Source organism: Sphingomonas sp. (genome assembly GCF_965248875.1).
In the GTDB taxonomy this organism is placed as follows: domain Bacteria; phylum Pseudomonadota; class Alphaproteobacteria; order Sphingomonadales; family Sphingomonadaceae; genus Sphingomonas.
In genome coordinates, this window is sequence record NZ_CBDFKR010000009.1 from 1 (window position 1) to 25707 (window position 25707).

Sequence of the window (25707 nt, forward strand, 5' to 3'; positions counted from 1 at the left end):
GCGGCCGACGGTGCGACCGACGAGGAAGTCGTCGCGGCGCTGACGCACGACCTCGGCAAGCTGATGAGCATCCCGAACCACGGCGCGATCCAGGCGGAGGTGCTCAAGCCCTATGTCTCCGACGACATCTATTACGGCGTGATGTGGCACCAGCATTTCCAGGGCCGCTATTATTACGAATATCTCGGCAGGCCCGGCAACATGCGCGACCAGTTCGCCGATCAGCCATGGTATGCCTTCGCCGAGAAGCTCGTCGACCGCTGGGACGCGCCCGCGTTCGATCCGGATTTCGCGGTCGACAGCCTCGACAGCTTCGAACCGCAGGTGATGAAGGTGTTCGGCGCGCCCAAGCGCGCATTCTAGGGCGGATGGCGGCTGCGGCGTTGTCGGCGCGGACGCGGGAACATGAGTATGCCGGTGCCCGATAGCGACCCCGCCATCGACCCCAGCCGCGCCCATCGCGCAGGTCGCCCCCGCCGACGTGCCCGGCCTGAACGGGCTGCTCGGGCTCGCGGTCGGGGTGGTCGTCATCGCGGCGCTGTATTTCGCGCGCGAAGTGCTCGTGCCGATCATGCTCGCGGTGCTGCTGTCGTTCGTGCTGGCCCCCGGTGGTCGGGCTGCTCCGCCGGGCGCACCTGCCGCGCGTGCTCGCGGTGGTGACGACGGTGCTGTTCGCGCTCGGGCTCGCCGGGTTGCTCGCCGCCTGATCGGCACGCAGATCGCGTCGCTGACCGGCGACGTGCCGCGCTATGCGGCCTCGGTCGAGGCGAAGGTCGCGGGCTTGCGCGCGTCGACGATCGGCTCGCTGCCCCGGTTGATCGACAAGGTCGGGCGGCAGTTCGACCGGGCCAGCGGCGGCCAGCCCGCAGTGCTGCGGCGCGCGGCGGTCGGCAGCGCGGCGCGGCCGATGCAGGTCGAGGTCCAGCCCGCCCCCGCGACGCCGCTCGGGCTGGCGCGGTCGGTGCTCGGGCCCGTCGTGGGGCCGCTTGAAACGACGCTCATCGTCGTCATCGTCGCGATCTTCATCCTGCTGCAGCGCGAGGATCTGCGCGACCGCATGATCCGGCTGCTCGGGTCGACCGACCTCCACCGCACGACCACCGCGATGGACGACGCGGCCGCGCGGCTCGGGCGCTATTTCCTCAGCCAGCTGGCGATCAACGCGGTCTTCGGCATGGTCATCGCAGTCGGTCTGGCGCTGATCGGCGTGCCGCTACCGCTCTTGTGGGGCGTGCTCGCCGGGCTGCTGCGCTTCCTGCCGTATATCCGGCGCGTTCCTGTCGGCGATGCCGCCGCTGATCCTCGCGGGTGCGGTCGGCGCGGACTGGACGCTGGCGATCGAGACAGTGTTTGCTGTTCCTCGTCGCCGAGCCGGTGATGGGCTATGTCGTCGAGCCGCTCGTCTACGGCCGTTCGACCGGGTTGTCGCCGGCCGCGGTGGTCATCTCCGCGGTGTTCTGGACGTGGCTGTGGGGCCCCATCGGGCTGGTGCTGTCGACGCCGCTGACGCTGTGCCTCGTCGTCCTCGGCCGGCATTTCGACCGGCTCGAGTTCCTCGACGTGCTGCTCGGCGACCGGCCGGCGCTGTCGCCGATCGAAAGCTTCTATCAGCGGCTGCTGGCGGGCGACGCGGACGAGCTGCTGCACCAGGCCGAGCAGCAGCTGACCGAACGCCCGCTCGCGGCCTATTACGACGAGATCGCGCTGCCGGCGTTGCGGCTGGCTGCGGCCGACGCCGAACGCGGCGTGCTGACGCCGACGCGGCTCGTCCGCGTGCGGCGGGCAAGCGCGGCGTTGCTCGCCGACCTGGCCGACCATGTCGATACCGTCGCGGCGCCGCAGCGGCCGGTGCCCGGACCGGTCGCCGCGCCGGCGGCTGCCATCCGCCGCGTCGGCGACACCGGCGCTGCGCTTGCCGCGGCATGGACCGTGGCGGGCGCGGTCGCGTGCATCGCCGGTCGCGGGCCGTTCGACGAGGCGGCTGCGACGATGGTCGCCCAGCTTGCCGAGCGGCAGGGCTTCGGCTGCACGGTGTTCGCGCACGAAGCGGCGTCGCGCGAGCGTCTGCCCGGGCTCGATCTGCGCGCCGCGATGGCGATCGTCGTGTGCGGTGTCGGCTTCGGGGGCGTCCAGCCGAACCTGCGCTTCCTGCTGCGGCGCCTGCGGCAGCGGCTGCCCGGCGTGCCGATCGGCGTCGCCGTCTGGCAGCCGGGCGCGGACGAGGGCGAGCATCGCGGGGCGGTCGCCGCCGACGATTTCGGGACGAGCCTGCGCGAGGCGATCACGCAGTTGCGCGCGCATGCCGTCCGCGCGAACGACAGCGACCGCCAGATGCTGACGGCCGCGTTCGGGACCGATGCCTAGCTCGGCTTGACGCCGTACCCGGCGTAATCCTCGTCGATGCGCGGCGCGAAGAAGCGTGCGCCGTCGAGGTCGGCGTCACCCGTCGCGGCCGCGCCCTGGCGGCGGCGGACGACCCCGCGCAGGTAAAGGCTGGCGGCGAGGTTGGGGTGCAGGTCGAGCGCGGCATCGAGGTCGGCGCGCGCATCGTCGAGCCGGCCGAGCTTGAAGTAGACCAGCGCGCGGCTGTCGAGCGCCGCTGCGGGCGAGTCGCCGAGCTCGATCGCCTTCGTGCAGTCCTTGAGCGCGGTGTCGAGCTTGACGCCCTGCGTCGCCTTGATCCAGCAGCGCGCCGTTCAGCAGCTGCGCGTCGCCCGGCTTCGACGCGACCGCGGCATCGACCGCCGCCAGCGCCCCGTCGGTATCGCCGCCATGCGCGAGCACCTCGGCCTTCGTCGCCTGCAGCCGCGCGCGGTTCTCGCCGCCCGCCGCGATCCGTTCGTCGAGCAGCGCGAGGGCTGCCGCCTGCTGGCCCCATCCGCGCCTGGTAGAAGGTCAGCTGCGCAACCGTGTCGGGCGCGCCCGGGTCGAGCGCATAGGCCGCGCGGACGTCGGCGAGCGCCGTGGCGTCGGCGCGCAGCTGCCAGTGCAGGAACGCGCGCTCCCGATAGGCCGCGACCGTGGGGCGGGTGGCGATGACCTGATCGAGGTCGGCGATGGCGGCGCGTCGGTCGTAGACGCCGGCATGGAACTGCGCGCGCTTCTGGTAGGACGAGGCTTTTTCGGTCGCTTCCACGATCGCCCTCGCATAGGCCGCCTCGATCGGCTTGAGCCGCCCCGACTGCGCGGCGCTGCGGATCACCGTCCACTCGGGCGGATAGTCGCGCGGCGCGGTCGCCTTGAGCAGCCGCGACTGCGCCAGCTGCAACCGCGCGCGCGTTTCGGCGACGGCGGCGGGCGCGATCTCGCTCCCGGTCTCCTCGACCCGCTCGGTCAGCACCACCGTGCCTGCGGTGTTCGTCACCGACCGCACGATATGCTCGCCCGCGATGGTGGTATCGAGCGTCTGGTCGCCGTCCAGCGCGAAGCCCTTGCCGCCGGCGGGCAGCACCACCCGCGTCTGGCGCAGCAAGGTGGCGACGACGCCGGTGGCGACTGGAATGTCGCGCCATTCGGGCCGGGCGCGGTCGCCGCCGAACTTGAACTGCGCGACGCTGCGGTCGATCTGCCATTCGAAGCGCTGGTCGTCGCGCCGCCAGTCGCCGTCGGTCAACCCCGTGACCTTGATCGTCGCCGTCGCGCTGTCGCCGTCGTAATGGACCTCGCGCGTGACGATCGTCGCCGGGCGGACGAGCCGGCCGATTAGGTTGTCGATCAGCTCGCGGCGTTTCTCGGGCGTCGCCTGCGCGGCGGCGGCATTGGCCTGCTCGGCCAGCGGCCCGCGGAGCGACACGGTCGCCGCGAACGGTGCGACGATGCCGATCCCGGCGGACTGGTCGATGGTCTCGTCGATCATATAGTCGGGCCGGGCATTGGCATGGGTCGGCACCGGCATCAGCGTCGCGCCGCCGCTGCGCACCGGCAGGACGGTGTGCAGAAACGGCGTGTCGCCGAGGTCCGCAAGCCGCGTGCCGGTTCTGGTGCCGTCGAGCCAGTAGCTCGCGCCGTCGATGGTGGCGCGCACCAGGACATGGTTGAACGCCGCGGGGGAGGGCAGTCGCCGGGGCAGATAGTCGCCGAGCTGCGTATGCGCGAGCACCGGCTCGGCCTCGATCCCGAGCCCGGCGAGGATCGTCAGCAACAACATGGTCTTCGCCTTGCAGTCGCCGTAGCGCACCGCCCACGTCGTCTCGGGCGGCTGCGGGATATAGTTGCCGTGGTCCATCCCGTTGAACAGGTAGCGGACGTCGGACTGGACGGTGCGCAGCGCGAGCGCGGTCCGCGTCTTCGCGTCGGGGCTGGCGGCCTTGATGCGCGCGACCTCGGCGGCGAGCGGCGAGCCCGGCTTGATCAGCCCCGCCGTCTGGTAGAGCGGTGCCATCACCTTCGACACCGCCGCCCAGTCGTCGAAGCTCGACAGCTCGAGCACGGGCAGCGGGTGGAAACGCGCCGGCGCATCGCCGGGAAGCTCGATCGGCTTGGCGAGCGGCAGCGTGACCGTCAGCTCGCGGAAGCCCCCGACGGTCGCGAGTTTCGCCGCGACCGTGGTCTGCGCCTTCCAGTGGACGGTCGACCCGGCCCACAGGATGCGGGCGCGCGCGAAGCTGGCGCGCACCGGATCGGCGATCAGATAGGCGCTCGACTGCATCGCGCCCTTGAGCACCGGATCGCGCCGGGTGGCCGAATAGGTCACGCGCAGCACGTCGCCGACGCGCAGGTCCTTGATCGCCATCGTCGCGGTCAGCGTGCCGTCGAGCTGCAGCTGCTCGAGCCCGCGTTCGCGGCGTAGGACGGTTAGCGGCGGGTGGTCGCCGGGCTTGTCGCCGAGCTGGTCGATGGTCTCGCTACCCCGGATAACGGCGATGCGGTGGACGATGAGGTCGCCCAGGTCGGGCTGCCACTGCAGGTTGATCGTGCCGGCGTGCGCGAGCGCCTGCTCGGAGGTGATCCGGTTGGCGACATCGAGATACACCCAGGTCTCGCCGTCGACGAGACGCTGCTGCTGGTCGAAGATCGCGATGTCGGGGGCACCGTCGCCGGGCCGCGCATCGGCGGCGGGCGCGGGCACGATCCACGACGGCGCCGGGGCATAGACCGGTTTCTCGCCGGCGAGCGCCGGAGCCGCTGCCGCCATCAACACAATCGCCGCCAACCGCATCGTCGCCCCCGCCGGATCCGGCCTAGGGCTTAAGTGCTAACCGCTTGGCATACAAGCGGCACGCGGTTACGCGGCGCGCGCCAGGCCGGGCTTCAGCACGACCTTCGTCGCCTCGTTGGGGTGGTCGTGGAACAGCTTGTACCCGTCCGCGGCGGCTTCGAGCGGCAGCCGGTGGCTGATCATGAACTCGGTATCGATCTTGCCGTCGAGGATCGCCGTCAGCAGCGCCGGCAGGTATTTCTGGACGTGCGTCTGGCCGGTCTTCAACGTCAGCCCCTTCTCCATCACCGCGCCCATCGGGAACTTGTCGAGGAAGCCGCCGTAGACGCCGGGCACCGAGACGCGCCCGCCCTTGCGGCAGGCGATGATCGCCTGGCGCAGCGCATGCGGCCGGTCGGTGCCGAGGAAGGTCGACACCTTGAGCTGGTCGAGAACGTTGTCGACGAACAGCCCGTGGCTTTCCAGCCCGACCGAATCGATGCACGCGTCGGGACCGAGGCCGCCAGTCATCGCCTGCAGCGCCTCGGAAGTCTTCGATTCCTCGAAGTTGATCGTCTCGGCGCCGAAGCGCTTGGCAAGTTCGAGCCGGTGCGGGAGATGGTCGATCGCGATGACGCGCTCGGCCCCCATCAAAAACGCCGACTGGACCGCGAACAGCCCGACCGGGCCGCAGCCCCACACCGCGACGGTGTCGCCGGGCTCGATGCCGGCATTCTCGGCCGCCATCCAGCCGGTCGGCAGGATGTCGGACAGGAACAGCACCTTGTCGTCGTCGATGCCCTCGGGGATAACGATCGGGCCGAAATCGGAGAACGGCACGCGGACATATTCGGCCTGCCCGCCCGAATAGCCGCCGGTCAGGTGGCTGTAGCCGAACAGCCCGGCCATCGGCTGGCCGTAGACGGTCTGGCCGAGATCCTGGTTGTCGACCGGCAAGCCGTTGTCGCAGGCCGAGAACTGCTGCTTGCCGCAGTAGAAGCACGACCCGCAGGCGATGACGAACGGCACGACGACGCGCTGGCCCTTCTGGAGCGTCGACTTCGGCCCGACCTCGACGACCTCGCCCATGAACTCGTGGCCCAGAATGTCGCCCGCTTTCATCGTGGGGATGTAGTGGTCGTAAAGATGCAGGTCGGACCCGCAGATCGCGGTCGACGTGACCTTGATGATCGCGTCGCGCGGGTTGACGATGCCGGGATCGTCGACGGTATCGACGCGGACGTCGTGCTTGCCGTGCCAGGTCAGTGCGCGCATCGGATCAACCTTTCATGTCGTCGGCGTCGGCAGCGGCGCGGTTGCGCGCGGCGGTCGCGATTTCGCCGGTTTCCATCAACTGCTTCAGCCGGCGCAGGTCGCGGCGCGACTGGATGCTCGGTTCCTTCTGGAACAGCAGCGCGATCAGCTTGCCGACCTTGCCGCCCGGCGGGTCGTAGGTCAGCGTCGCGCTGACGACGGTCCCCCGGCCGCCAGGCGCGTCGCGGAACTCGATACGGCCGGAGTTGGCGATGTCGGCATCGCCGGTCGAGGTGTAGGTGAAGCGCTCGCCCGGCGTCTCGTCGGTGATCACCGAGTCCCATTCGACGGTGCGGCCGGCAGGTGCCGCGACGACCCAGTGCGAATGCGTCGCGTCGCGAACGTCGATCCGGACGATGTTCTCCATGAAATGCGGCAGGTTGGTGAAGTCGCGGAAGAACGCATACAGTTCGGCGCGGGGCTTGCCGATCGTCACCGACTGCAGGCTGATCTCATGGCCCTCCGCCCCGATCTCGGCCGCGGTCTCGCGCCGCACCGCGGCATCCTTGGCGACCGCGCCGGGGGCGTCGTCATGCAGTTCGGCATCAGTGGCGGGGCGGGCGGAAGTCATGGCACGGCTCCGGTCGTTGGCCGCCAGACAACCGGCCTGCGCGCGTCGCGTTCCCTCCGCCGACGAAACAATCCGCCGTGCGGGGTCAGCCGGGCGCGTGGGCGGCGAGCAGCGCGGGCGGCAGTTCGATCGGTGTCGCGGTTGCGGTGAACAGCAGCGTCGCCTCGATCGGCCGGTCGCCGAAGATCACGCGCAGCGCCGCGACATAGGCCGCCATCTGGCGCAGGTAATAGACCGGCACCTCGGCAGCGCTCGCCGGAACCGCACGGCCGGTCTTGAAGTCGATCAGCCGGACGCGGTCGGGAAGCACGAGCAGCCGGTCGACCTTGCCGGCGATCACCGCCGTGCCGACGACCGCCGCGATCGGGGCCTCGGCGAGCGCGTCGGGCCCGAACAGGTTAGCGAAGCGCGGGTCGTCGACGATGCCGAGCACCGTCGCAAGCAGGCCGCCACGCGCCGCGTCGTCGAGATCGGCCGCGTTGCGCGCCAGCCATGTGGCACCCCGCTCTGCCCGCGCCGCGGCCGGCACCACCGGCAGCCGTTCAAACAGCGCATGGAGCAGCTGGCCGCGGCGTGCCGCGAGCTGCCCGGCGGGCGACGGCGGCACGTTGACGATGTCGTCCGCCGCGATCGCCGAGGGACTGAGCGGCCGCGGCGGCCGCGCCTCCTCGCGTGCGGCAGTCGTCGCCCAGGCGGGCAGCCGCGTCGGTGTTTGCGCGGCAGTGGCCGAGGTCGCGGTCGGCGCGGGCACCGCCGACCCGGCGCGGTAGCGGCGGACTTCGCCCCACACCGCATCCGGCTCAAGCGCCTGCGGATCGGTCGCCTGGACCGCTGCCTCGATGACGGCATACCAGCTTGCCTCGGGCAGCTTGGCGGGGCCATCGCCGCGCGGTTTCGCGAGCGCGCCGCCGACGAACAGCAGGTCCTCGGCGCGGGTCAGCGCAACGTACAGCAGCCGCCAATGCTCGGCGCGCCGGTCCGCGGCCGCCGCGGCGACCGCGGCTTCGATGCGGCCGACCTGCCCGGGCTTGCCGCCGTGGAAGATGGGCACGTGCACGTCGCCGTCGCCGAGCTCCATCAGCACATGGCCGCCCTGCTCGGCCGCCGGCGGCGCGGTCGCATCCGCGAGCACGACCACCGGGGCCTGCAGTCCCTTCGCGGCGTGGACGGTAAGGATGCGCACCGCATCGACCGGCGCGTCGGGGTCGCGCTTCAGGTCGACGTCGTCGGCCTCGATCCACGCGAGGAAACCCTGCAGCGACGGTGCATTCGCGACCTCGAACACCAGCGCCTGCGCGAGCAGCGCGTCGATCGCCGCCCGCGCCTCGCTGCCCAGCCGCGCGAGCAGCCTGGCGCGGCCGCCGAGCGGCCCCGACAGCACCGTCTCGAGGAACTCGTACGGCGCGCTGTAGTCGGCCAGCGCGAGCGCCGCGCGCAGCCAGTCGGCGGCCGGACCGCCCGCCGCGCGCACCGCCGGCCACAGTCGGCCTGGCCGGCCGTGCGCGAGCGCGAATAGCGTGTCGTGGTCCAGCCCGATGAACGGCGAGGTCAGCAGCGTCGCGCACGCCAGATCGTCGTTCGGCTGCAGCACGAAGCGGATCAGCGCGAGACAGTCCTGCACCGCGAGCGGCGCGGTCAGCCGCAGCCGGTCGACGCCGGCGACCGGTACGCCGCGGTCGTGGAGCGCGCCGACCAACGCCCCGACGAACTCGCCGCGGCTGCGCACCAGCACGAGAATGTCCTCGGGACGCACCGCGCGGCCGCGCGCCGGCAGCCAGAGCGGCGTCGACGGCGCGAGCCACGCGGCGATCTGGTCGGCGAGCTTGTTCGCCATGCGGACCTGCGCCTTCGGCAGCCACGCGACCTCCTCGCCGTCGTCGCTCTCGTCGGCGTCCGCGACATCGGGCGCGAGCGGCGGCCACAGCGTCACCGCGCCGGGCAGGTCGCCGCGCGCGGCATGGTGCGGCGGGATCGCATCGGGGCGGCCGAACGCCGCCGGGGTCAGCGTCGCGACGACCGCATCGACGACCTCGAGCACCGCGCGGACCGAGCGGAACGACTGGCTGAGCGGGACATCGGCCCAGCCCAGCTGCGCATCGGCGACGCGGCCGGCGAAATGCTCGCGGCGGTCGCCGAAGACCCGCGGATCGGAGCCCTGGAAGCTGAAGATCGCCTGTTTGAAGTCGCCGACCACGAACAGCGTGCGACGGACGTCGCGCGCGCCCGCACCGTCGAAGAACTCGTCGGTCAGCGCCTCGATGATCGTCCACTGGTCGACGTTGGTGTCCTGCGCCTCGTCGATCAGCAGATGGTCGATGCGGCTGTCGAGCTTGAAGCGCACCCACTCGCCGAGCCCCGGCTGCGTCAGCAGCGCGGCGGCGCGCGCGATCATGTCGCCGTAGTCGATCACGCCGGCGCGGTGCTTGTAGAGCGCATAGGCCCCGCCGATCCGCGCGCCGACGCGCAGGTAGCGCGCCGCATGCGCCGCCGTCGCCAGCCGCGCGGCGAGCCCGCCTACCGCGCCGACCGCGTCCGCTAGCTGCTCGGCGAGCAGGACCTGCGCCGGGTTCGCCTTGCTGCCGCCGGGCATCAGCGACTTGAAGCGTTCGCCGCCGACACCGTAGAATACCCGCTGCAGCATCGGCAGCTGCTCGACCTGCATCGCTGGCGAACAACCGAGCCAGCCGAGCAGCGCATCGGCGCGGTCGACATAGGTCGCCGTGCCGCTCGCGAGCCAGACGTTCGCCAGCCGGCGCAGTCCGGGCTGGTCGAGCCGCGCGACCGCGGCCGCGACGATCTCGGCCACACTGCCGCCGACCGGCACCTCGAGCAGCCGGCGCAGCTGCGCTTCGAACCCGGCCGGGTTGCCGAGTGCTGCGACCGCGTCGGCATTGGCGAGCAGCGTGGTCGTCACGTTCGCCAGCCGCGCTTCGCCGCCGGCGACGCTGATCGCGGCGATGTCGGCCTCGAACCCGGCGTCGCCCGCGGCTGCCGCCGCGTCGATCGCGTCGGCGAGCACGCGCGACCGAGCGCCGAGCGCCGAGCGGTCGTCGAGCGCGGTGAATCCCGGCGCGATCCCGGCCTCGAGCGGGAAACTGGCGAGCAGCGACTGCGCGAAGCCGTGCAGCGTCTGGATATTGAGCCCGCCGCGCGCCTCGAGCGTGCGTGCGAACAGCCGGCGCGCGGCCGCACAGGTCGGCGGATCGGCGGGGCTGCGGATCGCCGCGAGATCGGCGCGCAACGCCGCGTCGTCGATCGTCACCCAGTCGGCGAGCCGCGCGAAGATGCGGCTCTGCATCTCGGCCGCGGCCGCCTTGGTGTAGGTCAGGCACAGGATGCGCTCGGGCGACGCGCCTTCGAGCAGCAGCCGCAGGACGCGCGCGGCGAGCACCTGCGTCTTGCCGGTGCCGGCGGACGCCGACACCCACGCGCTGTCGGCCGGCTGCGCGCCGTCCGCCTGGTCGTCGGTGAGCGGCTTGAGCGCGCTCATGCTTCGGGTCGCCCGCGCCATTCGGCGACCCGCGCGAGCTGGTCGAAATCGGTGTATTTCTCCGCATAGTCGGGGTGCAGCTTGGCGGTGAACGGCGCATCGCCGAGCAGCCGCTGCGCGCACAGCGCGTCGAACTGCGCGGCGATCATCGCGATATGGTCCGCGGCCGGCATCGTCAGCTTGCGCAGCGTCAGCGGATCGTTGACCGCCCCGGGCTTCGTGCCGCCGCCGAGCTTCCAGTAGCGCAGCGCGCCGACCGGGCCTGCCGGCAGGTCGGCGAAGTCGCCGCGTGTCGCGAGCCAGCCGAGCAGGCCCAGCTGCGGCGCATAGCCGGCGGCGACCTGCGCGCGGCTGGGCACCGCGCCGGTCTTGTAATCGATGATCGCATAGTCGCCGCCGCGGCGGTCGATGCGGTCCGCAGCGCCGGTCAGCACGATGCCGTTCGGCAGTGTCACCGCGGTGCGGGCCTCCGCCGCGACCGGCTGCCAGCCGTCCGCCTCCCACGCGGCGAGCGTTACCGCGACCCAGTCCATCATCCGCCGCACCCGCGGCGCCCACAGCGCGCGCATCAGCGGGTGCCCGGCCCAGCGTGCCAGCTCCGCCTCGGTGAGCGTCGCCAGAACGGCGACGTCGCGGTCGCCGGATTTGACCCAGCGTTCGAGCACCGCATGCACCGCGCTGCCGCGCTCGGCGGCGGTCGGATCCTGATCGAGCGGCTCGAGCGGGCGCAACTTCAGCATCCGCGCCGCATAGAAACTGAACGGGTCGGCCTTGAGCTGCTCTGCCGCCGTCACCGACAGCCGGCGCGGCCGCAGCACCGCGGGCGGCGCGGGCTTGGGCCGCGACGCGGGCTTCACCGCGTCGCTGCGGTCGAGCGCGCGGGCGTGCGCGAGCAGTTCGTCGTCGGGCGCGATCGCGGCGCCCGCCAGCGCCTGCAGCCGCAGCCACAGCCGCGACGGCACCTGCGGCGCGGTATCGCTGCGCCGCGCGCGCGTCAGCAGCACCGCGGGCCCCCCCATCGCGGCGACGAAGTCGTGTGCGGCAAGCCCGACCCGCCGATCGAGCGATGGCAGCCGCAGCCGCGCGCGGATCGCGGGGGCGAGCCATGGGTCGGGGCTCGGCTGCGGCGGCCAGCTGCCTTCGCTAAGGCCGCCGAGGATCATCAGGTCGGCGCGCTGCAGCCGCGCCTCGAGCAGGCCGTAGATCGCCAGCCGCGGATGCTGGCCGAACGCCTCGCGCACCGCGGTCTCGCCGAGGAACGCCGCCATCAGCGCCGGCGCGTCGGCGGGCGCGAACGGCTGGAGCGCGTAGCCGAACCGCTCGAGCCGTTCGATGAGGCCAGCGAGCGCGCGGCCCGCGGCTCCGGCCCACAGCGTGTCGCCGCACAGCGCGGCCGCGACGCCGCGCAAGCCCGCGACGATGCGCGCAAGGTCGGTCGCATCGCCGTCGAAGCAGCCGGCGAGCGGGGCGAAGGTCGCCGCGAGCGCCTGCCACCACGGCGCGAGCGTCGGGTCGCCCGCGGCGACGCGCGCGCCGACACCCGCAAGGCCCGGAGCGGGCCGGACACCGCGCAACACCAGATCGAGCCGGCGCGCATGGTCGAGCCAGTCGAGCCGTGCCGTGCCGCCGTCGACGAGCGGATGCTTCAGCACCGCGAGCAGCGCGACCGGCGTGAACCCGCGCGCGGCCGCCTCGACCAGCGCGAGCAGCAGCGCGCCCGGCGGCGTGTTGCGCAGCGGCGTGCCGGCCGAATCGTCGATCGCGATCCCCCAGCGCGCGCAGTGCGCCGCCACCCGCCGCGCCAGCCCGCGATCGGGGGTGACCAGTGCGGCGGTCCGGCCCGGCGTCTCGAGCGCGCGGCGCAGCGCGAGCGCAATCACCTGCGCCTCCTCCGCCGGGTCGTTCGCGACGACGCTGGTGACGCCCTCGAACAGCGCCGGGTCGGCGGGCGCCGTCCGCCCGGTGAACGCCGCCGGCCGCATCGCGCGCGCGACCGCGGCGGTACGCGCGGCGGGGCCGTCGGCAGCGCTCGTCGCCGGCCACGCGATCACCTCGCCGCGTGCGACGCCCAGCCGGTGGAGCAGGCATTTGAGCGTATATTGCGGGTGGTTCTCGCTGTCCGCACCGGCATGCTCGGCGTCGGGTTCGGTCAGGTGGCAGCGGATGCCGGCCCATTCGTCGTCGGGCATCGCGGTGTCGAGTCCGGGCAGCACGACCATGCCCTGCGGCAGCCGCGCGACCGCGGCGAGCAGCCGCGCGACCGGCGGCGCGGCCGCGGTCACGCCGGCGGCGACGATCGGCCCCGCCGGCAGGTCGCCGGCCCGCCAGCGCGCGGTCAGCCGGGCGAGCAGCAGGCGCTGACGCTGCGCCGGGTCGGCCGCGCCGAGAGCCGCCAGTTCCGCCGGCCAGTGCTCCAGCAGCACGCGGAAGACCTGCAGCGTCTTGTCCCAGTGCACCGCGAGGCCCTCGGGAACGACGTCCGCAAGCGCTGAACTGGCGGCGGTGCGCTCGGCGCTGGCGGCGCTGCCTTATGTCCCGGACCCGGCGTATCTTGCCATCAACGTCTCGCCCGCGGTCGCGACCGCGCCCGCGTTGCGCGTTTTGCTTGAGCAGGCGCCCTCGGGACGGCTGTTGCTGGAGGTGACCGAGCATGCCGCGATCGAGGACTATGATCTCCTTTCGCGCGCACTGGCGCCGCTGCGCAGTCACATCCGCATCGCAATCGACGATGTCGGTGCGGGCTATGCCGGATTGCGCCACATCCTTGATCTCGCACCCGATGTGCTCAAGCTCGACATCGGCCTGACCCGCGACGTCGATCGCGATCCGGCGCGCCGGGCGCTGATCGAGGCGATGGTGCGGTTCGGCGGCGACATCGGCGCGAGCATCGTTGCAGAGGGTGTCGAGCGCGAAGGCGAGCGCGCAACGCTCGCGGCGCTGGGCGTAGGCTATGCGCAGGGCTGGCTGTTCAGCCGCGCTGTGCCGGCGGTCGCCGCGAGCCGCCAGCTGCTTGCGGGCGTGCCGTTGGTGACAGTTCCCGACTTGAACGCGCGCGCGGCGGCCTGACTCGCTTTCTTCCGCGGCCAGCCCCGCCTATATCGTTGGCTATGTCCATCCGTCCCTGGCGCGACATCGCGCGGCGTCCTTCGCGGCAGATCATGGTCGGGGCCGTCCCCGTCGGCGGCGACGCGCCGGTGACGGTGCAGACCATGACCAACACGCCAACCTCCGACGCGCGCGCGACGATCGACCAGATCAGGCGCTGCGAGGAAGCAGGGGTCGACATCATCCGGGTGTCCTGTCCCGACATCGAGTCGACCGCGGCGCTGCGTCAGATCGTCCGCGCCGCGCGCGTGCCGATCGTCGCGGATATCCACTTCCACTACAAGCGCGCGCTTGAGGCGGCGGACGCGGGCGCGGCCTGCCTGCGGATCAACCCTGGCAATATCGGCTCGGCCGAGCGGGTACGCGAGGTGGTGAACGCCGCCAAGGCCAATGGCTGCGCGATCCGCATCGGTGTCAATGCGGGTAGCCTCGAGCGTGACCTGCTGGAGAAATACGGCGAGCCGTGTCCGGAGGCGCTGGTCGAGAGCGCGCTCGATCACATCAAGCTGCTGCAGGACCACGACTTCCATGCGTACAAGGTCGCGGTGAAGGCGTCCGACGTGTTCCTGGCGGTCGCGGCGTATCAGCAGCTGGCGGAGGCGGTGGACTGTCCACTGCATCTGGGGATCACCGAGGCGGGCGGGTTCGTCGGCGGGACGGTGAAGAGCGCGATCGGCATCGGCTCGCTGCTGTGGTTCGGCATCGGCGACACCATCCGCGTGTCTCTGTCCGCCGAACCTGAGGAGGAGGTTCGCGTCGGTTTCGAGATCCTGAAGTCGCTCGGCATCCGCAACCGTGGCGTGCGCGTCGTGTCGTGCCCGTCCTGCGCGCGCCAAGGCTTCGACGTGATCCGCACCGTCCAGGCGCTGGAGGAGCGGCTGCAGCACATTCGCACGCCGATGTCGCTGTCGGTGCTGGGCTGCGTCGTCAATGGCCCTGGCGAGGCGCGCGAGACCGACATCGGCATCACCGGCGGCGGCAACGGCAAGCACATGGTCTATCTGTCGGGCGTCACCGACCATCATGTGCAGGACGCGGGCATGATCGAGCATATCGTTGCGTTGGTCGAGGCGAAGGCGGCGGAGATCGAGGCGGCCGACGCGGCGCGGGAGGTGGTGGCGGCGTAATTGTCCGAGCATCGCGTTGGCGGGCTTGGCGCTGACGATCACCCGCGCTGAGTTGCGCAGCCCGGGCGCGGAAGTTCGGAGGGTATGCTCGGGCGGGGGGCTGCTGGTGTCGGCCGATGTCGTCCGTGCGGGTGGCATGACGGTCCGTCCGTTAAAGAACAGCGGTGACATCAGGCATCTGCTGCCGAGCAGTCGTGGACGCATCGTCATCGCTGCCGGTATCGGAACGACTCCGGCGACAACGATGACCTGACAGACTCCACGTTGCACGGGATTGTCGCGGCCACCTATCTCAGCATCGCTCTTACCTTCTTCCGGAGAATGGACGAGGACGGGAGGATGCTGCCTTGATTGCTGCACTACGGACGGTGTTGCCGAATTGCTGCGCCTGGCGCGGCTCGGGCGGGATGCGGAGCAGAAGACTGCCCGGCTAGGCGTGCTGTCGCGGCCCGGCTAAGCGCGCCGGGTGAACCGCAGTGCTGCCGTCCCGTTCCTCGTCGCTTGCCTCGGCATCGCGATCTTCTGTTGCATGGATGCGCTGATGAAGGGGCTAGGCCTCGCGCTCGGGGCATACAGCGCGCTCCTGTGGCGGACGCTGGTGGGAACGGTGGTGACCGGCGGGCTGTGGGCCGCCGGCGGGCCCGCCTGGCCGTTGCCCGCGCTGCTCAGGCTTCATGTGGGGCGTGGGATGGTAGTCGCGGCGATGGCGTTGCTGTGGTTCCATGCGATAACTTTGGTGCCGTTGGCGGAGGCGGTGGCGATCTCCTTCTTCGCGCCGCTGCTGGCGATCTGGCTCGCCGGGCTGTTCCTGCACGAGGCGGTGAGCGCGCGGGCGGTGGCGGGATCGTGCCTGGGGCTAGCCGGGGTGGCGGTGATCGTCACCGGGCGGCTGGGCGCGCCGCACGGGCCGCGGGTGGTGGAGGGCGTCGCGGCGGTGATCGCCTCGGCGCTGCTGTATGCGGGCAACCTCGTCCTCCAGCGGCACCAGGCGCAGCAGGCGCCCCCGCAGGAGATCGCCTTCTTCCAGACGCTGACCGTGCTCGCCTGCCTCGCCCCCGCCGCGCCTTGGTTCGCTACGGGGCCGACCCCGGCGCAGTGGCCGGCGATCGCCGCAGCGGCGGTGTTCGCGAGCGTGTCGCTGCTGCTCCTGTCCTGGGCCTATGCGCGGGCGCAGGCGCAACGGCTGGTGGCGACCGAATATACCGGCTTCCTGTGGCTGTCGCTGCTCGGCTGGTGGTTCTTCGGCGAGGCCTTGACGGCGGCGACGCTGGCAGGCGCGGTGCTGATCGTCGGCGGCTGCCTGCTCGCGCTGCGGCAGGGTGCGCCCGCGCCCGCGCCGCAGGAGGCGATGCTGTGACCATGATACGGCCCGCAACACCGGCCGACGTGCCGACGATCCTGCGCTTTGTGCGCGAGCTGGCGATCTACGAGCGCGAACCGGACGCGGTCGTGGCGACCGAGCCGCTGCTGCAGGCGGCGCTGTTCGACCCACGCCCGGCGGCGCAGGCGGTGATCGCCGAGGTTGCGGAAGGGCCGATGGGGTTCGCGCTGTTCTTCCAAACCTTCTCGACCTGGACCGGACGACGCGGGCTGTACCTTGAGGATCTGTACGTCAGCGAGACGGCGCGGGGGCAGGGCGTGGGCAAGGCATTGCTGGGTCATCTGGCGCAGGTGGCGCTCGACACCGGCTGCGCGCGGTTCGAATGGTCGGTGCTCGACTGGAACGCGCCTGCGATCGCTTTCTACCGCGCGATGGGTGCGGTCGCGATGGAGGAGTGGACGGTGCAGCGCATCGAGGGCGCGGCGCTGGCGCAGCTGGCGGGGCGGGGCTGATGGAGGGGCTGGTCGATTGGGTCGCGGAGGCGCTGGCGCCGATGGCCGTAACCAGCCGCGCGATGATGGGCGGACGGACGCTCTATGCCGACGGCGTGGTGTTCGCGATCCTCGCCGACGACCAGCTGTGGCTCAAGGCGGACACGATGAGCGATGGGGCGTGGGACGCAGCGGGGTGTGCACGCTTCACCTACAGCTTCGGCGACGGGAAGACGGGCAGCATGAATTACCGCCGCGCGCCCGAAGATTGCTACGACGACGTCGATGAACTCAGGCGTTGGGCGGTGCTGGCGCTGGAGGCGGGGCGGCGGGCGCCGGCGAAGAGGCCGCGTGCCAGGAAGCCGAAGACCTAGGTCGACGCCTCGGGATCGGCCGGATGCGCCTGGTAGCGCTCGATCGCCTCCAGCGTGATGCGCCGCGCCTCGTCGCGATCGCCCCAGGTGCCGATGCGGACCCACTTCTTCTTCTCCAGGTCCTTATAGTGGGTGAAGAAATGTTCGATCTGCTCGAATACGATCTCGGGCAGGTCCGCCCGCTCGCCGACATTGCTATAATAGGGGAAGGTGTCGTCGACGGGAACGCAGACCAGCTTCTCGTCACCGCCCGCTTCGTCCTCCAGGTTCAAGACCGCGATCGGGCGGGCGCGCACCACGCAGCCCGGGATGAACGGCGAGCGCGACACCACCAGAGCGTCGAGCGGATCACCGTCGAAGCTGAGCGTGTGCGGCACAAAACCGTAATTGGCCGGATAGCGCATCGGCGTGTGGAGGATACGGTCGACGAATAGCGCGCCCGACGCCTTGTCGAACTCGTACTTTACCGGTTCGCCGCCGGTCGGCACCTCGATGATGACGTTGAGGTCGTCGGGCGGGTTCTTGCCCACCGGGATGAGATCAATGCGCATGAGAATGTCCTGAACGAGCGGCCGTGCAATGCTGCGGTGCAACATCGCGCCAGACGCCCTATCGCGGGGCGAGCAGCCGATCCAGTCCCGTCTCACCTTCGCCGATCTTTTGCAGGCGCGGGTAACGGGGACCGTCATGGTAGTCGATGCTGATCTGGCGCACCCGCTGGCCGTCGCGCACGGTCAGCTGGATCGGCGCGGTCGCGTTCTTCGCCGCGACGATCGCCGCCTTGAGCCGGTCGCCGGTATAGGTGTCGCCGTTGATGGCGAGCAGCGTGTCGCCCACCGTGAACCCGGCGCGGAAGGCTGGGGAGTTCCAGATCGTTTGCGTGACGATGCCGTCCTTGTCGACGACCAGTCCGATCGAATAACTGGCGTCGGTGCCGCGGATGCGCTCCAGCCCCCGGAAATACAGCGTCGGCTCGGGGGTGTAGACCAGCCGGTAGCCGTTCATCGTAAAGCCGTTGACCGGTGCCGGCCGCCCGGTCTCGGTCAGGCGGCGGTGGAGGAAGGCGGCCCAGTCATAGGGTGAAATGGCGTTCAGCGTGCTGACCACGTCGTCGAAGGTATATGTCAGCTCGCCCCAATCGCCGTCGCGGACCCCGAAGAAGGCGCGGGCGAAGTCGTCGATCGACTTGGTCCCATGCGACTGCTCGCGCAGCATCGCATCGACCTCCATCCACACCATCAGCCCTTCGTTGTAATAATCCTCCGACCGCTGCCAGCTGGTCCAGCCCTTCGGCCGCCGGGCGGAGATGATCGGATCGTTGGTGGTGTCGATCAGCGGCCGCCACTGGCGCGCGGGAGCGAGGTCGTAGCTGCCCGCGATCGCGGCATAGGCGTCCAGCGTTTCCTGCTTGCTGACCAGCCCCGACCGCGCCTGCAGCACATAGCCCCAGAACTGCGTCTGCCCCTCATAGACCCAGAGCAGCGAGTCCCGCATCGGCACGTCAAGATTGGGCGTCCAAAGGTCCGCGCCGCGGCGGAACTTGCCGTCCCAGCTGTGGGTGTATTCGTGCGGCAGCAGGTTGCGCGCGACGCCCTGCATCTCCCATTCGGTGAAATATCCCGGCCGCGTGCCGTCCTCCGACGAGCGGTGATGCTCCAGCCCGATGCCGCCGATCTGGTCGGAGATCGAGAACAGGAAATGGTAATTGTCGTAATGCTGTGCGCCGAAAGTGCGGACCGCCTGCTCGACCAGCCGGCGGTGCGCGTCAATCTGCGCTGGCGTCGCGTTCAGCTGCTCGGGCGTGTCCGCCACCGTATCGAGCGAAACGCGTGGGCTGAGCTGCCACGAATGCGCATAGCGGCCCGCCAGCACCGGCGAGTCGACCAGGATCTCGTAGTTCGTCCGCTGGTAGGTATAGGTCGAACCGGTGCTCGACGACGGCAGCCCCGAATAGGCGGTCCACCCGGACGGATATCTCACCGTCGCCTGGACCGGGATGCGGCGGCTGAAATAGCCGGCCGGGTAGAGGCTGGTGGCGATCCATTGCAGTCGCAGGATGTTGGGAGACATCATCACCGGGCCTTGTTCGGGCCGGGTGGACGACAGGAACTGGAACTCCGCCGTTACTTGACGGGCGCCCTCGGGTACGTCGATGTGAAAGGCGTAAACGTTGACCGGATCGCGCGTCCAGGGCAGCTCGCGGCCGCCGGCGCGGAAATGCAGCCCGGCGACCTTGTCGATCTCGTTGCGCGGATTGTGCCCGCCCGGCACCCATTTTGGATACAGCAACACCATGTGACCGGCGCGCGGCGTCGGGATCGTCTCCCGCACCTGGAAGATGCCTTGTTCGTTGTTGGTCGCATCGACGTCGAGCTGGATCGTACCGGGAAAGGGAATGTCCTGCGGCGCGGGGATGCGGTCGACATAGGCCGCGGGCTGAGGCGCAGAATTGCCCGCCGGGACCTGTGCGCCCAGTGCGAGGGGTAGTGCGACGGGCAGCGCAGTGGCGGCGAGGAGCGAGGCGGCGAAAAGCGGACGGCGCATCAAGGCTCTTTCGGCTGGGAAGACTGGCGGCTCGTCTGAACCCCCGCGCGCCGCGCGTCTAGGGGCAAGCGTGGCGGTTTAGCCCTTGCTGCCCAACACGTTGATGCTGAAGGCGAGCACACCCAGGTTGAACACGAACGCCGCCAGCGTGTGCCCCAGCACGATGCGCCGCACGCGCCGCGACGCGATCTCCACGTCCGAGGTCTGGAACGTCATGCCCAGCGTGAAGCTGAAATAGAGGAAGTCCCAATAATCGGGCTCGTCGCAATGCGGAAAGTCGAGCCCCTTGTCGTCACCGGGGCTGCCATTCTCGTCGCCATAATAGAGGTGGGCGTAATGAAGGGCGTAGATGGTGTTGGAAAACAGCCAGGCGAGCACCAGGGTCGCGATGATCAGGACGGTGGAGGCCCCGCCGCTCTTGTCCTGCACCTCCTTGAACACGGAAGTGAGCACGACGAGCAGCGTCACGCTGGTGATCGCCAGCAGCACGGCGCGGTTCGCGTCATTGCGCTTGGCGGCGTCGCGCATCTTGTCCGCCTCGCCGTGGCGGAAGAAGGGCGTGATCGACACCAGGAACACGGTTGCCGCGATGTCGAACCCCGCGAGCAGGCCCGGCCCCGTGCCCAGCGTCGGCGCCAGCCCGGCGGCGGCGATGGGGAACAGCAGGCAGAAAAGGATGAAGCGCGGCGGCGCGACGCGGCGTCCTAGGTGCAGGTTCATGCCGCCACGCTAACGGGGGATGCGCGCCGCGCCTAGAGCAGCCGGTCCTGATCCTTCTCCTCGCGCCCCGCCTTGCGGAAGGACAGGTTCGCCTCGACCAGCGGAATGTCGGGGCGTTTGCCCGCGAAAAGCTCGGCGAGCGTGACGATCTGCAGGCGCGCGTAGCTCCGGCCGGTCTGCGCGGCAGTGAAGCGGCCGACCGCGGCGGCCTCGCGCTCCATGGCGCTGGTCGGCATCGCGGCGGTGATGAAGACGCCGATCGGCGCCTTTTCGCGCTCCATCGCGGAATGGAGATCGCGGATCATCTGCACGCCGACATTGGCGCCGCCCTTGACCGAGACGATCGCCTTTTCGGTCCGCTTGCCGTCGGGCTTGAAATAGATGACGCCGTCGACGCCGCCGTCCGCGCCCTTCTTCCTGCCGCCATAAGGCATCGCGTCGACCATCGATACCGCCCACCACTGGAACTGGTATTTGTCGCGCGCGGCGAGATCTTGGGCGCTGGCGAGGTCCTTGGGCGTGCCCTCGACGGTAAAGGCGATGCCGGGAAAGGCGTCGCGCAGCCGCTTTTCAATCAGGCTGATGGCGAGGTGGGTGACGTCGATCCCGATCCACTGCCGCCCCAGTTTCTGCGCCGCATGGACGGCGGTGCCACAGCCGCAGAACGGGTCGAGCACGACGTCGCCGGGGTCGGAGGAGGCGGCGATGATGCGTTCGAGAAGCGCGAGGGGTTTCTGGGTGGGATAACCGAGGCGCTCTTGCGCTTGCGAATTCGGCGCCGGAATATCCGTCCACAACGCCTGCACCGGCAGGCCTTTCGCCTCGTCCAGATAACGCTTCAGTCGGATGCCACCGGTGCGGGTGAAATGCAGACGACCCTCGTCATCAAGACGGCGCATGGTCTCAACCGGCATGCGCCAAAGCGAAGCAACACCTTTGTACGTGTATGTGTAGCCGCCGCCCGAGAGCCCCTTTGCGGTCAGATTGTCATCCATCCAGCGCCGTCCGTCAGCATCGGTCTGACGGAATCGGGTCGCGTAGTCGGTTTCATAAGGGAGATATTGCTGGTGCCATGTGTAGTCGACCGATCGGCCGAAGAACAGGATGGTGTCCGTGTTACGCCCGTAGCGTGATCCGTCGGCGTGCGCGGTGGTCCGCTTCCACGTGATCTCGTTGAGATAACGATGCGGCCCAAACACGCCGTCGAGCAGCAGCTTTAAATAGTGTGACGCGGTCGGGTCGCAGTGGAGGTAGAGGCTGCCGGTCGGCTTGAGAACGCGGTGCAGTTCGAGCAGGCGCACCGCCATCATCGCGAGGTACGCCATCATGTCGTTCTCGCCCAGGAACGCCCGCATTGCGTTCAGCAGGTCGAACGCCTTGGTGTTGCCCGAGCGTGCGACCTGATCGAAGGCGTCCTCGGCGGTGTCGTTCCAGCGCCAGCTGTCCTCGAACGCCTCGATCTGCGCATCGGCGCCGGTGCCGGTCGGGGACTTGAACAGGATGTTGTAGGTGGCGTTCGAGTTGAACGGTGGATCGAGATAGACGAGGTCGACGCTCGCGTCGCCCACATGCTCGCGCAGGACGCGCAGATTGTCGCCGTAGTGGAGATGATTGCCGGGATCGTTGCGTTGCACGAACGCTCTTGAATCAGCAACTTAACCGCTGGGAAAACAATGCGCCGCAGAATGGTGTCGGTTACCCGCAAGCGACTCTTACGACTCAATAAAAGTAGAATCATTTTGGCGGAATAGGCCGGGATCACCGCAGCCTTCGTCTTGATCGCGTAAAAGGAAGCCCCACCGCGGCAGCGCCGGGCGGGGCTTCTTAAGCTCGACAGGATGCGAGAACCTACCCGGCGCCGTGCGCCGCCAGTGCGGCGAGCAGCAGCAGCGCCACGATGTTGGTGATCTTAATCATCGGGTTCACCGCCGGGCCGGCGGTATCCTTGTAGGGATCGCCGACGGTGTCGCCGGTCACCGCGGCCTTGTGCGCCTCGGAACCCTTGCCGCCATGATTGCCGTCCTCGATATATTTCTTGGCGTTGTCCCACGCGCCGCCGCCGCTCGTCATCGAGATGGCGACGAACAGCCCGGAGACGATCACGCCGAGCAGCATCGCGCCGAGCGCGGCGAAGCCCTGTGCTTTCCCGCCCACCGCGGCGATGATGAAATATACCGCCACCGGACTGACGACCGGAAGCAGCGACGGGACGATCATCTCCTTGATCGCGGCGCGCGTGACGATATCGACGGTGCGGCCGTAGTTCGGCCGCGTCGTCCCGGCCATGATTCCGGGATTGTCGCGGAACTGCGCCCGCACGTCCTCGACGACGTGCCCGGCGGCACGGCCGACTGCGGTCATGCCGAACGCGCCGAACAGATAGGGCAACAAAGCGCCGAGCAGCAGCCCGACGATCACATAGGGGTTGCTGAGCGAAAAGTTGACCACCGGCTGCCCCGGCACGACCGTCAGGCCCAGCGCCGTGGCATAGCGATCGAGGTCGGTCGTGTACGCCCCGAACAGGACCAGCGCGGCCAGCGCCGCCGAGCCGATCGCATAGCCCTTGGTCACCGCCTTGGTGGTATTGCCGACCGCATCGAGCGCATCGGTGCGGTGCCGCACGTCGTCGGGCAGCCCCGCCATCTCGGCGATCCCGCCCGCATTGTCGGTCACCGGACCATAGGCGTCGAGCGCCACCACCATGCCAGCCAAGGCCAGCAACGCGGTCGCGGCGAACGCCACGCCGATAATGCCCGCCAGCTGATAGGTCGCGATCACCGCAACCACGATCACCAGCGTCGGCAGCGCGGTGGATTCAAGGCTGATCGCCAGCCCCTGGATGACGTTGGTGCCGTGGCCCGTCTCCGATGCCTTGGCGATCGACTTCACCGGACGATAGTTGGTACCGGTATAATATTCGGTGATCCACACCAGCAGCCCGGTTACGGCCAACCCGATCATCATGCACCAGAACAGGTCCATCCCCGAAAAGTGCAGCTGATCGGCGAGGCCGGCGGTCGTCTCTTCACCCAGACTACCGCTCAGATCCATCGCCGAGCCGACGAGGTTCGACTTCATGTCGCCGCCCAGAATCCAGCTGGTGGCGCCGTAGATCGCCGGCACCGACAGGATCACCGTTGTCCAGAAGCCCTTGTAGAGCGCGCCCATGATCGACTGCTTGGCACCTAGGCGAACGAAATAGGTGCCGATGATCGACGTGATGATGCATACGCCGCCGACGATCAGCGGCAGCACCATCAGCTGGAACAGCTTAGCCGCGTCGGGCACCAGCAGCGCGATCGACACCATCGTCAGGCCGAGCGTCACGACATAGGTCTCGAACAGGTCGGCGGCCATGCCGGCGCAGTCGCCGACATTGTCGCCGACATTGTCGGCGATGGTAGCGGGATTGCGGGGATCGTCCTCGGGAATACCAGCCTCGACCTTGCCGACCAGATCGGCGCCGACATCGGCGGCCTTGGTGAAGATGCCGCCGCCCAGCCGCGCGAAGATCGAGATCAGCGAGGCGCCGAACGCCAGCGCGGTGAGAGCGGCGGTGATGGTGTGCCGGTCGGCCTCAACCGTCAGGCTTAGCCCGCGCAGGCCCACGAGGTACCAGAAGATGCCGGCGATCGAGAGCAGTCCGAGCCCGGCCACGAGCATGCCGGTGATCGCGCCCGAGCGGAACGCGGTGGTGAGCCCGCCTTGCAGCGAGGTCCGTGCGGCCTCGGCGGTGCGCACATTCGCGCGCACCGAGATGTTCATGCCGACATAGCCCGCGACGCCGGACAGGATCGCGCCGATCAGAAACGCGACTGTCGACAGTCCTCCCAGGGTGAAGAACAGTACAACGGCCACGATGACCCCGACGATGCCGATCGTGGTGTACTGGCGGCCGAGATACGCCTTGGCGCCCTCCTGGATGGCGGCGGCGATGTCCTGCATCTTCGCGTCGCCCGCGGGCTGGCGCAGCACCTGGCTGGACGTGAAGGCGCCGTACAGAACGGCGATCACGCCGCAGAGCATGGCGAGGTAAACGGCGTTCATGTAGGTTCTTCCCCTGCAGCGGTTATAGCGCAGAGCGCCGGCCGGGCGCGCGCGATTGTGCGGGGGGTCTATAAGCCGGGTGTGCCCGCTGGCAAGCCGTTCGGATCATTGCCGTGTTCGTAGCCGAGGCGCGCGGGAAGGGAGAGTGGATCGCCGCCGCTGGTGAGGCTCAGGCCCGTGCCGGTTGCGAATGCGCCGATGCGGGCGGCGGGGACGGGCGGCGCCCGCTCGGGCGGCAGCGCGAAGAGCAGTTCATAATCGTCGCCCGCCGTGACCGCGGCGAGCCGGTTGGGGTTCCAGGCGGCGAGCGCCGGCGACAGCGGCACCGCGTCCAGATCGACCACGACCGCCAGCCCGCTCGCCGCAGCCATGCGGCTCGCATCGATCAGCAGGCCATCGGAGACATCGCTCATTGCATTCACGACCGACGCCAGTGCGCGACCCTCGGCGAGCCGGGGCTGCGGCCGCCGGTAGCGGGCGAGCAACGCAGCCGGGCCATCCTGGCCTCGCGCAATAGCGAGTCCTGCGCCCGCATCGCCGATCGTGCCGGTTATCCACAACGCGTCGCCCGCGCGCGCCCCGCCTCGTGCAGGCGCGACAGTCGAGCGGCCCAACGCGGTCAGGGTCAACACGCGCGGCGCGCTCGGCGGCAGCGACACCGTATCGCCACCGATCAGCGCCACCCGATAGTGGCGCAGCGCCTCCTCGAGGCCGGTGAGAAAGCTCGCATCCCAGGCCTCATCGCGCAGCGGATAGTTGAGCAGCACTCCCTCGGGGAACGCGCCCTTGGCCGCCAGATCGGAGAGATTTATCGCGACCAGCTTCCATGCAACATCCGGTGCCGGGTCGGCGGGCAGGAAGTGGATCCACTCCACCAGCGTGTCGGTGGTAACGATCAGATCGCCGACGACCGCCGCATCATCGCGCAACCCCCGCGCGCCGGGGTGAAGCGGCAGGCGGCGCAGTGCGGCGAGGAAATCGGCTTCGGTCAGCCCCGAACTTCCTTCGCGATCGAATCCAGCAGGCCGTTGACAAACCCCGCCTCCCGCCGCGCATAGAATGCGTGGGCGACATCGACATATTCGCTGATCACGGCACCCACCGGCACGTCGGCGCGGGCGAGAAGCTCGTAGGTGCCGCAGCGGAGGATCGCCTTCATCGGCTTGTCGAGCCGCTCGAGCGTCCAGCCGCTCGCCAGCTTGCCCGCGATCGCCACGTCGATGTCGGCGGCGCGGGCGGTCGCGCCCTTCACCAGATCGTCGAAGAAATCGACCTCGGCGTCCGCATATTCCGCGCCTTCGATCGTAGCCCCGAGCCGGTGCTGGTGAAACTCGTGGAGCAGCGTGGGGATCGCGGTGCGCTCCATCTCATGCTGGTAGAGCGCCTGAACGGCGGCAAGCCGCGCAGCAGCACGGGCGGTTGTTCGGGCGGTGGTACGGGGCATAGGTAGCGCGCATGTAGGCGGC

19 protein-coding genes and 3 pseudogenes are annotated in these 25707 nt (G+C 69.8%); 9 read left to right on the plus strand and 13 right to left on the minus strand.

Annotated features, from left to right (window positions below; all coding sequences use genetic code 11):
• The 3 genes and pseudogenes from ACP2AD_RS06420 to ACP2AD_RS06430 all read left to right on the plus strand — a co-directional run.
• Positions 1 to 363: pseudogene (locus ACP2AD_RS06420) on the plus strand (metal-dependent phosphohydrolase); the annotation flags it as partial.
• A gap of 118 nt (positions 364 to 481) precedes the next feature.
• On the plus strand, positions 482 to 1378 hold the full coding sequence (locus tag ACP2AD_RS06425; protein WP_425229264.1) for an AI-2E family transporter: 897 nt from the start codon (positions 482 to 484) through the stop codon (positions 1376 to 1378).
• The gene (locus tag ACP2AD_RS06430) at positions 1351 to 2364 is read left to right on the plus strand and encodes an AI-2E family transporter (protein WP_425229265.1); all 1014 of its coding nucleotides are present in this window, start codon (positions 1351 to 1353) and stop codon (positions 2362 to 2364) included. Before ACP2AD_RS06425 ends, ACP2AD_RS06430 begins: the two co-directional genes overlap by 28 nt.
• Here ACP2AD_RS06430 and ACP2AD_RS06435 read toward each other — a convergent pair.
• From ACP2AD_RS06435 to addB, 6 genes and pseudogenes are all read right to left on the minus strand, one after another.
• Positions 2361 to 2681 (minus strand): tetratricopeptide repeat protein, encoded by a 321-nt coding sequence (locus tag ACP2AD_RS06435; RefSeq protein WP_425229305.1) that lies wholly within the window; start codon positions 2679 to 2681, stop codon positions 2361 to 2363. The genes ACP2AD_RS06430 and ACP2AD_RS06435 overlap by 4 nt on opposite strands.
• A gap of 1808 nt (positions 2682 to 4489) precedes the next feature.
• Positions 4490 to 5158, minus strand: a pseudogene (locus ACP2AD_RS06440) (DUF3857 domain-containing protein); the annotation flags it as partial.
• A gap of 66 nt (positions 5159 to 5224) precedes the next feature.
• Positions 5225 to 6412 (minus strand): zinc-dependent alcohol dehydrogenase, encoded by a 1188-nt coding sequence (locus tag ACP2AD_RS06445; protein ID WP_425229266.1) that lies wholly within the window; start codon positions 6410 to 6412, stop codon positions 5225 to 5227.
• A gap of 4 nt (positions 6413 to 6416) precedes the next feature.
• The gene (locus tag ACP2AD_RS06450) at positions 6417 to 7022 is read right to left on the minus strand and encodes an SRPBCC family protein (RefSeq protein ID WP_425229267.1); all 606 of its coding nucleotides are present in this window, start codon (positions 7020 to 7022) and stop codon (positions 6417 to 6419) included.
• Between the two features lie 85 nt (positions 7023 to 7107).
• Positions 7108 to 10512: a double-strand break repair helicase AddA gene (gene addA / locus ACP2AD_RS06455; protein WP_425229268.1), complete on the minus strand. Its 3405-nt coding sequence runs from the start codon at positions 10510 to 10512 to the stop codon at positions 7108 to 7110.
• Positions 10509 to 12998: pseudogene (gene addB, locus ACP2AD_RS06460) on the minus strand (double-strand break repair protein AddB); the annotation flags it as partial. The gene addA and the pseudogene addB, both read right to left, overlap by 4 nt.
• 16 nt (positions 12999 to 13014) lie before the next feature.
• On the opposite strand from addB, the gene ACP2AD_RS06465 reads away from it, so the two are divergent.
• From ACP2AD_RS06465 to ACP2AD_RS06490, 6 genes are all read left to right on the plus strand, one after another.
• Positions 13015 to 13578, plus strand: coding sequence for an EAL domain-containing protein (locus tag ACP2AD_RS06465; protein ID WP_425229269.1), 564 nt, complete (start codon positions 13015 to 13017; stop codon positions 13576 to 13578).
• A gap of 41 nt (positions 13579 to 13619) precedes the next feature.
• Positions 13620 to 14744 carry a flavodoxin-dependent (E)-4-hydroxy-3-methylbut-2-enyl-diphosphate synthase gene (gene ispG / locus ACP2AD_RS06470; protein ID WP_425229270.1) on the plus strand — a complete coding sequence of 375 codons (1125 nt, stop codon included), beginning with the start codon at positions 13620 to 13622 and terminating at the stop codon, positions 14742 to 14744.
• Positions 14745 to 14769: 25 nt separating this feature from the next.
• Positions 14770 to 14997, plus strand: coding sequence for a hypothetical protein (locus ACP2AD_RS06475; RefSeq protein ID WP_425229271.1), 228 nt, complete (start codon positions 14770 to 14772; stop codon positions 14995 to 14997).
• Between the two features lie 213 nt (positions 14998 to 15210).
• Positions 15211 to 16101, plus strand: coding sequence for a DMT family transporter (locus ACP2AD_RS06480; RefSeq protein WP_425229272.1), 891 nt, complete (start codon positions 15211 to 15213; stop codon positions 16099 to 16101).
• Positions 16098 to 16577 (plus strand): N-acetyltransferase family protein, encoded by a 480-nt coding sequence (locus ACP2AD_RS06485; RefSeq protein ID WP_425229273.1) that lies wholly within the window; start codon positions 16098 to 16100, stop codon positions 16575 to 16577. Before ACP2AD_RS06480 ends, ACP2AD_RS06485 begins: the two co-directional genes overlap by 4 nt.
• Positions 16577 to 16930: a TfoX/Sxy family protein gene (locus ACP2AD_RS06490; protein WP_425229274.1), complete on the plus strand. Its 354-nt coding sequence runs from the start codon at positions 16577 to 16579 to the stop codon at positions 16928 to 16930. Before ACP2AD_RS06485 ends, ACP2AD_RS06490 begins: the two co-directional genes overlap by 1 nt.
• Here ACP2AD_RS06490 and ppa read toward each other — a convergent pair.
• The 7 genes from ppa to nusB form a co-directional block, all read right to left on the minus strand.
• Entirely contained in the window at positions 16927 to 17481 is a 555-nt protein-coding gene (gene ppa, locus ACP2AD_RS06495) for an inorganic diphosphatase (protein ID WP_425229275.1), read from the minus strand. The two genes, ACP2AD_RS06490 and ppa, sit on opposite strands and share 4 nt — an antisense overlap.
• Positions 17482 to 17539: 58 nt before the next feature.
• Positions 17540 to 19474, minus strand: a complete 1935-nt coding sequence (locus ACP2AD_RS06500) for a M61 family metallopeptidase (RefSeq protein WP_425229276.1) — start codon at positions 19472 to 19474, stop codon at positions 17540 to 17542.
• Positions 19475 to 19552: 78 nt separating this feature from the next.
• Positions 19553 to 20194 (minus strand): DUF1345 domain-containing protein, encoded by a 642-nt coding sequence (locus ACP2AD_RS06505; RefSeq protein WP_425229277.1) that lies wholly within the window; start codon positions 20192 to 20194, stop codon positions 19553 to 19555.
• Positions 20195 to 20226: 32 nt separating this feature from the next.
• The gene (locus ACP2AD_RS06510) at positions 20227 to 21828 is read right to left on the minus strand and encodes a DNA methyltransferase (protein ID WP_425229278.1); all 1602 of its coding nucleotides are present in this window, start codon (positions 21826 to 21828) and stop codon (positions 20227 to 20229) included.
• A gap of 214 nt (positions 21829 to 22042) precedes the next feature.
• Positions 22043 to 24241, minus strand: coding sequence for a sodium-translocating pyrophosphatase (locus ACP2AD_RS06515; protein ID WP_425229279.1), 2199 nt, complete (start codon positions 24239 to 24241; stop codon positions 22043 to 22045).
• Between the two features lie 68 nt (positions 24242 to 24309).
• On the minus strand, positions 24310 to 25233 hold the full coding sequence (gene thiL, locus ACP2AD_RS06520) for a thiamine-phosphate kinase (RefSeq protein WP_425229306.1): 924 nt from the start codon (positions 25231 to 25233) through the stop codon (positions 24310 to 24312).
• Positions 25230 to 25685 (minus strand): transcription antitermination factor NusB, encoded by a 456-nt coding sequence (nusB, locus tag ACP2AD_RS06525; RefSeq protein ID WP_425229280.1) that lies wholly within the window; start codon positions 25683 to 25685, stop codon positions 25230 to 25232. The genes thiL and nusB overlap by 4 nt, the downstream gene beginning before the upstream one ends.
• Positions 25686 to 25707: the final 22 nt, after the last annotated feature.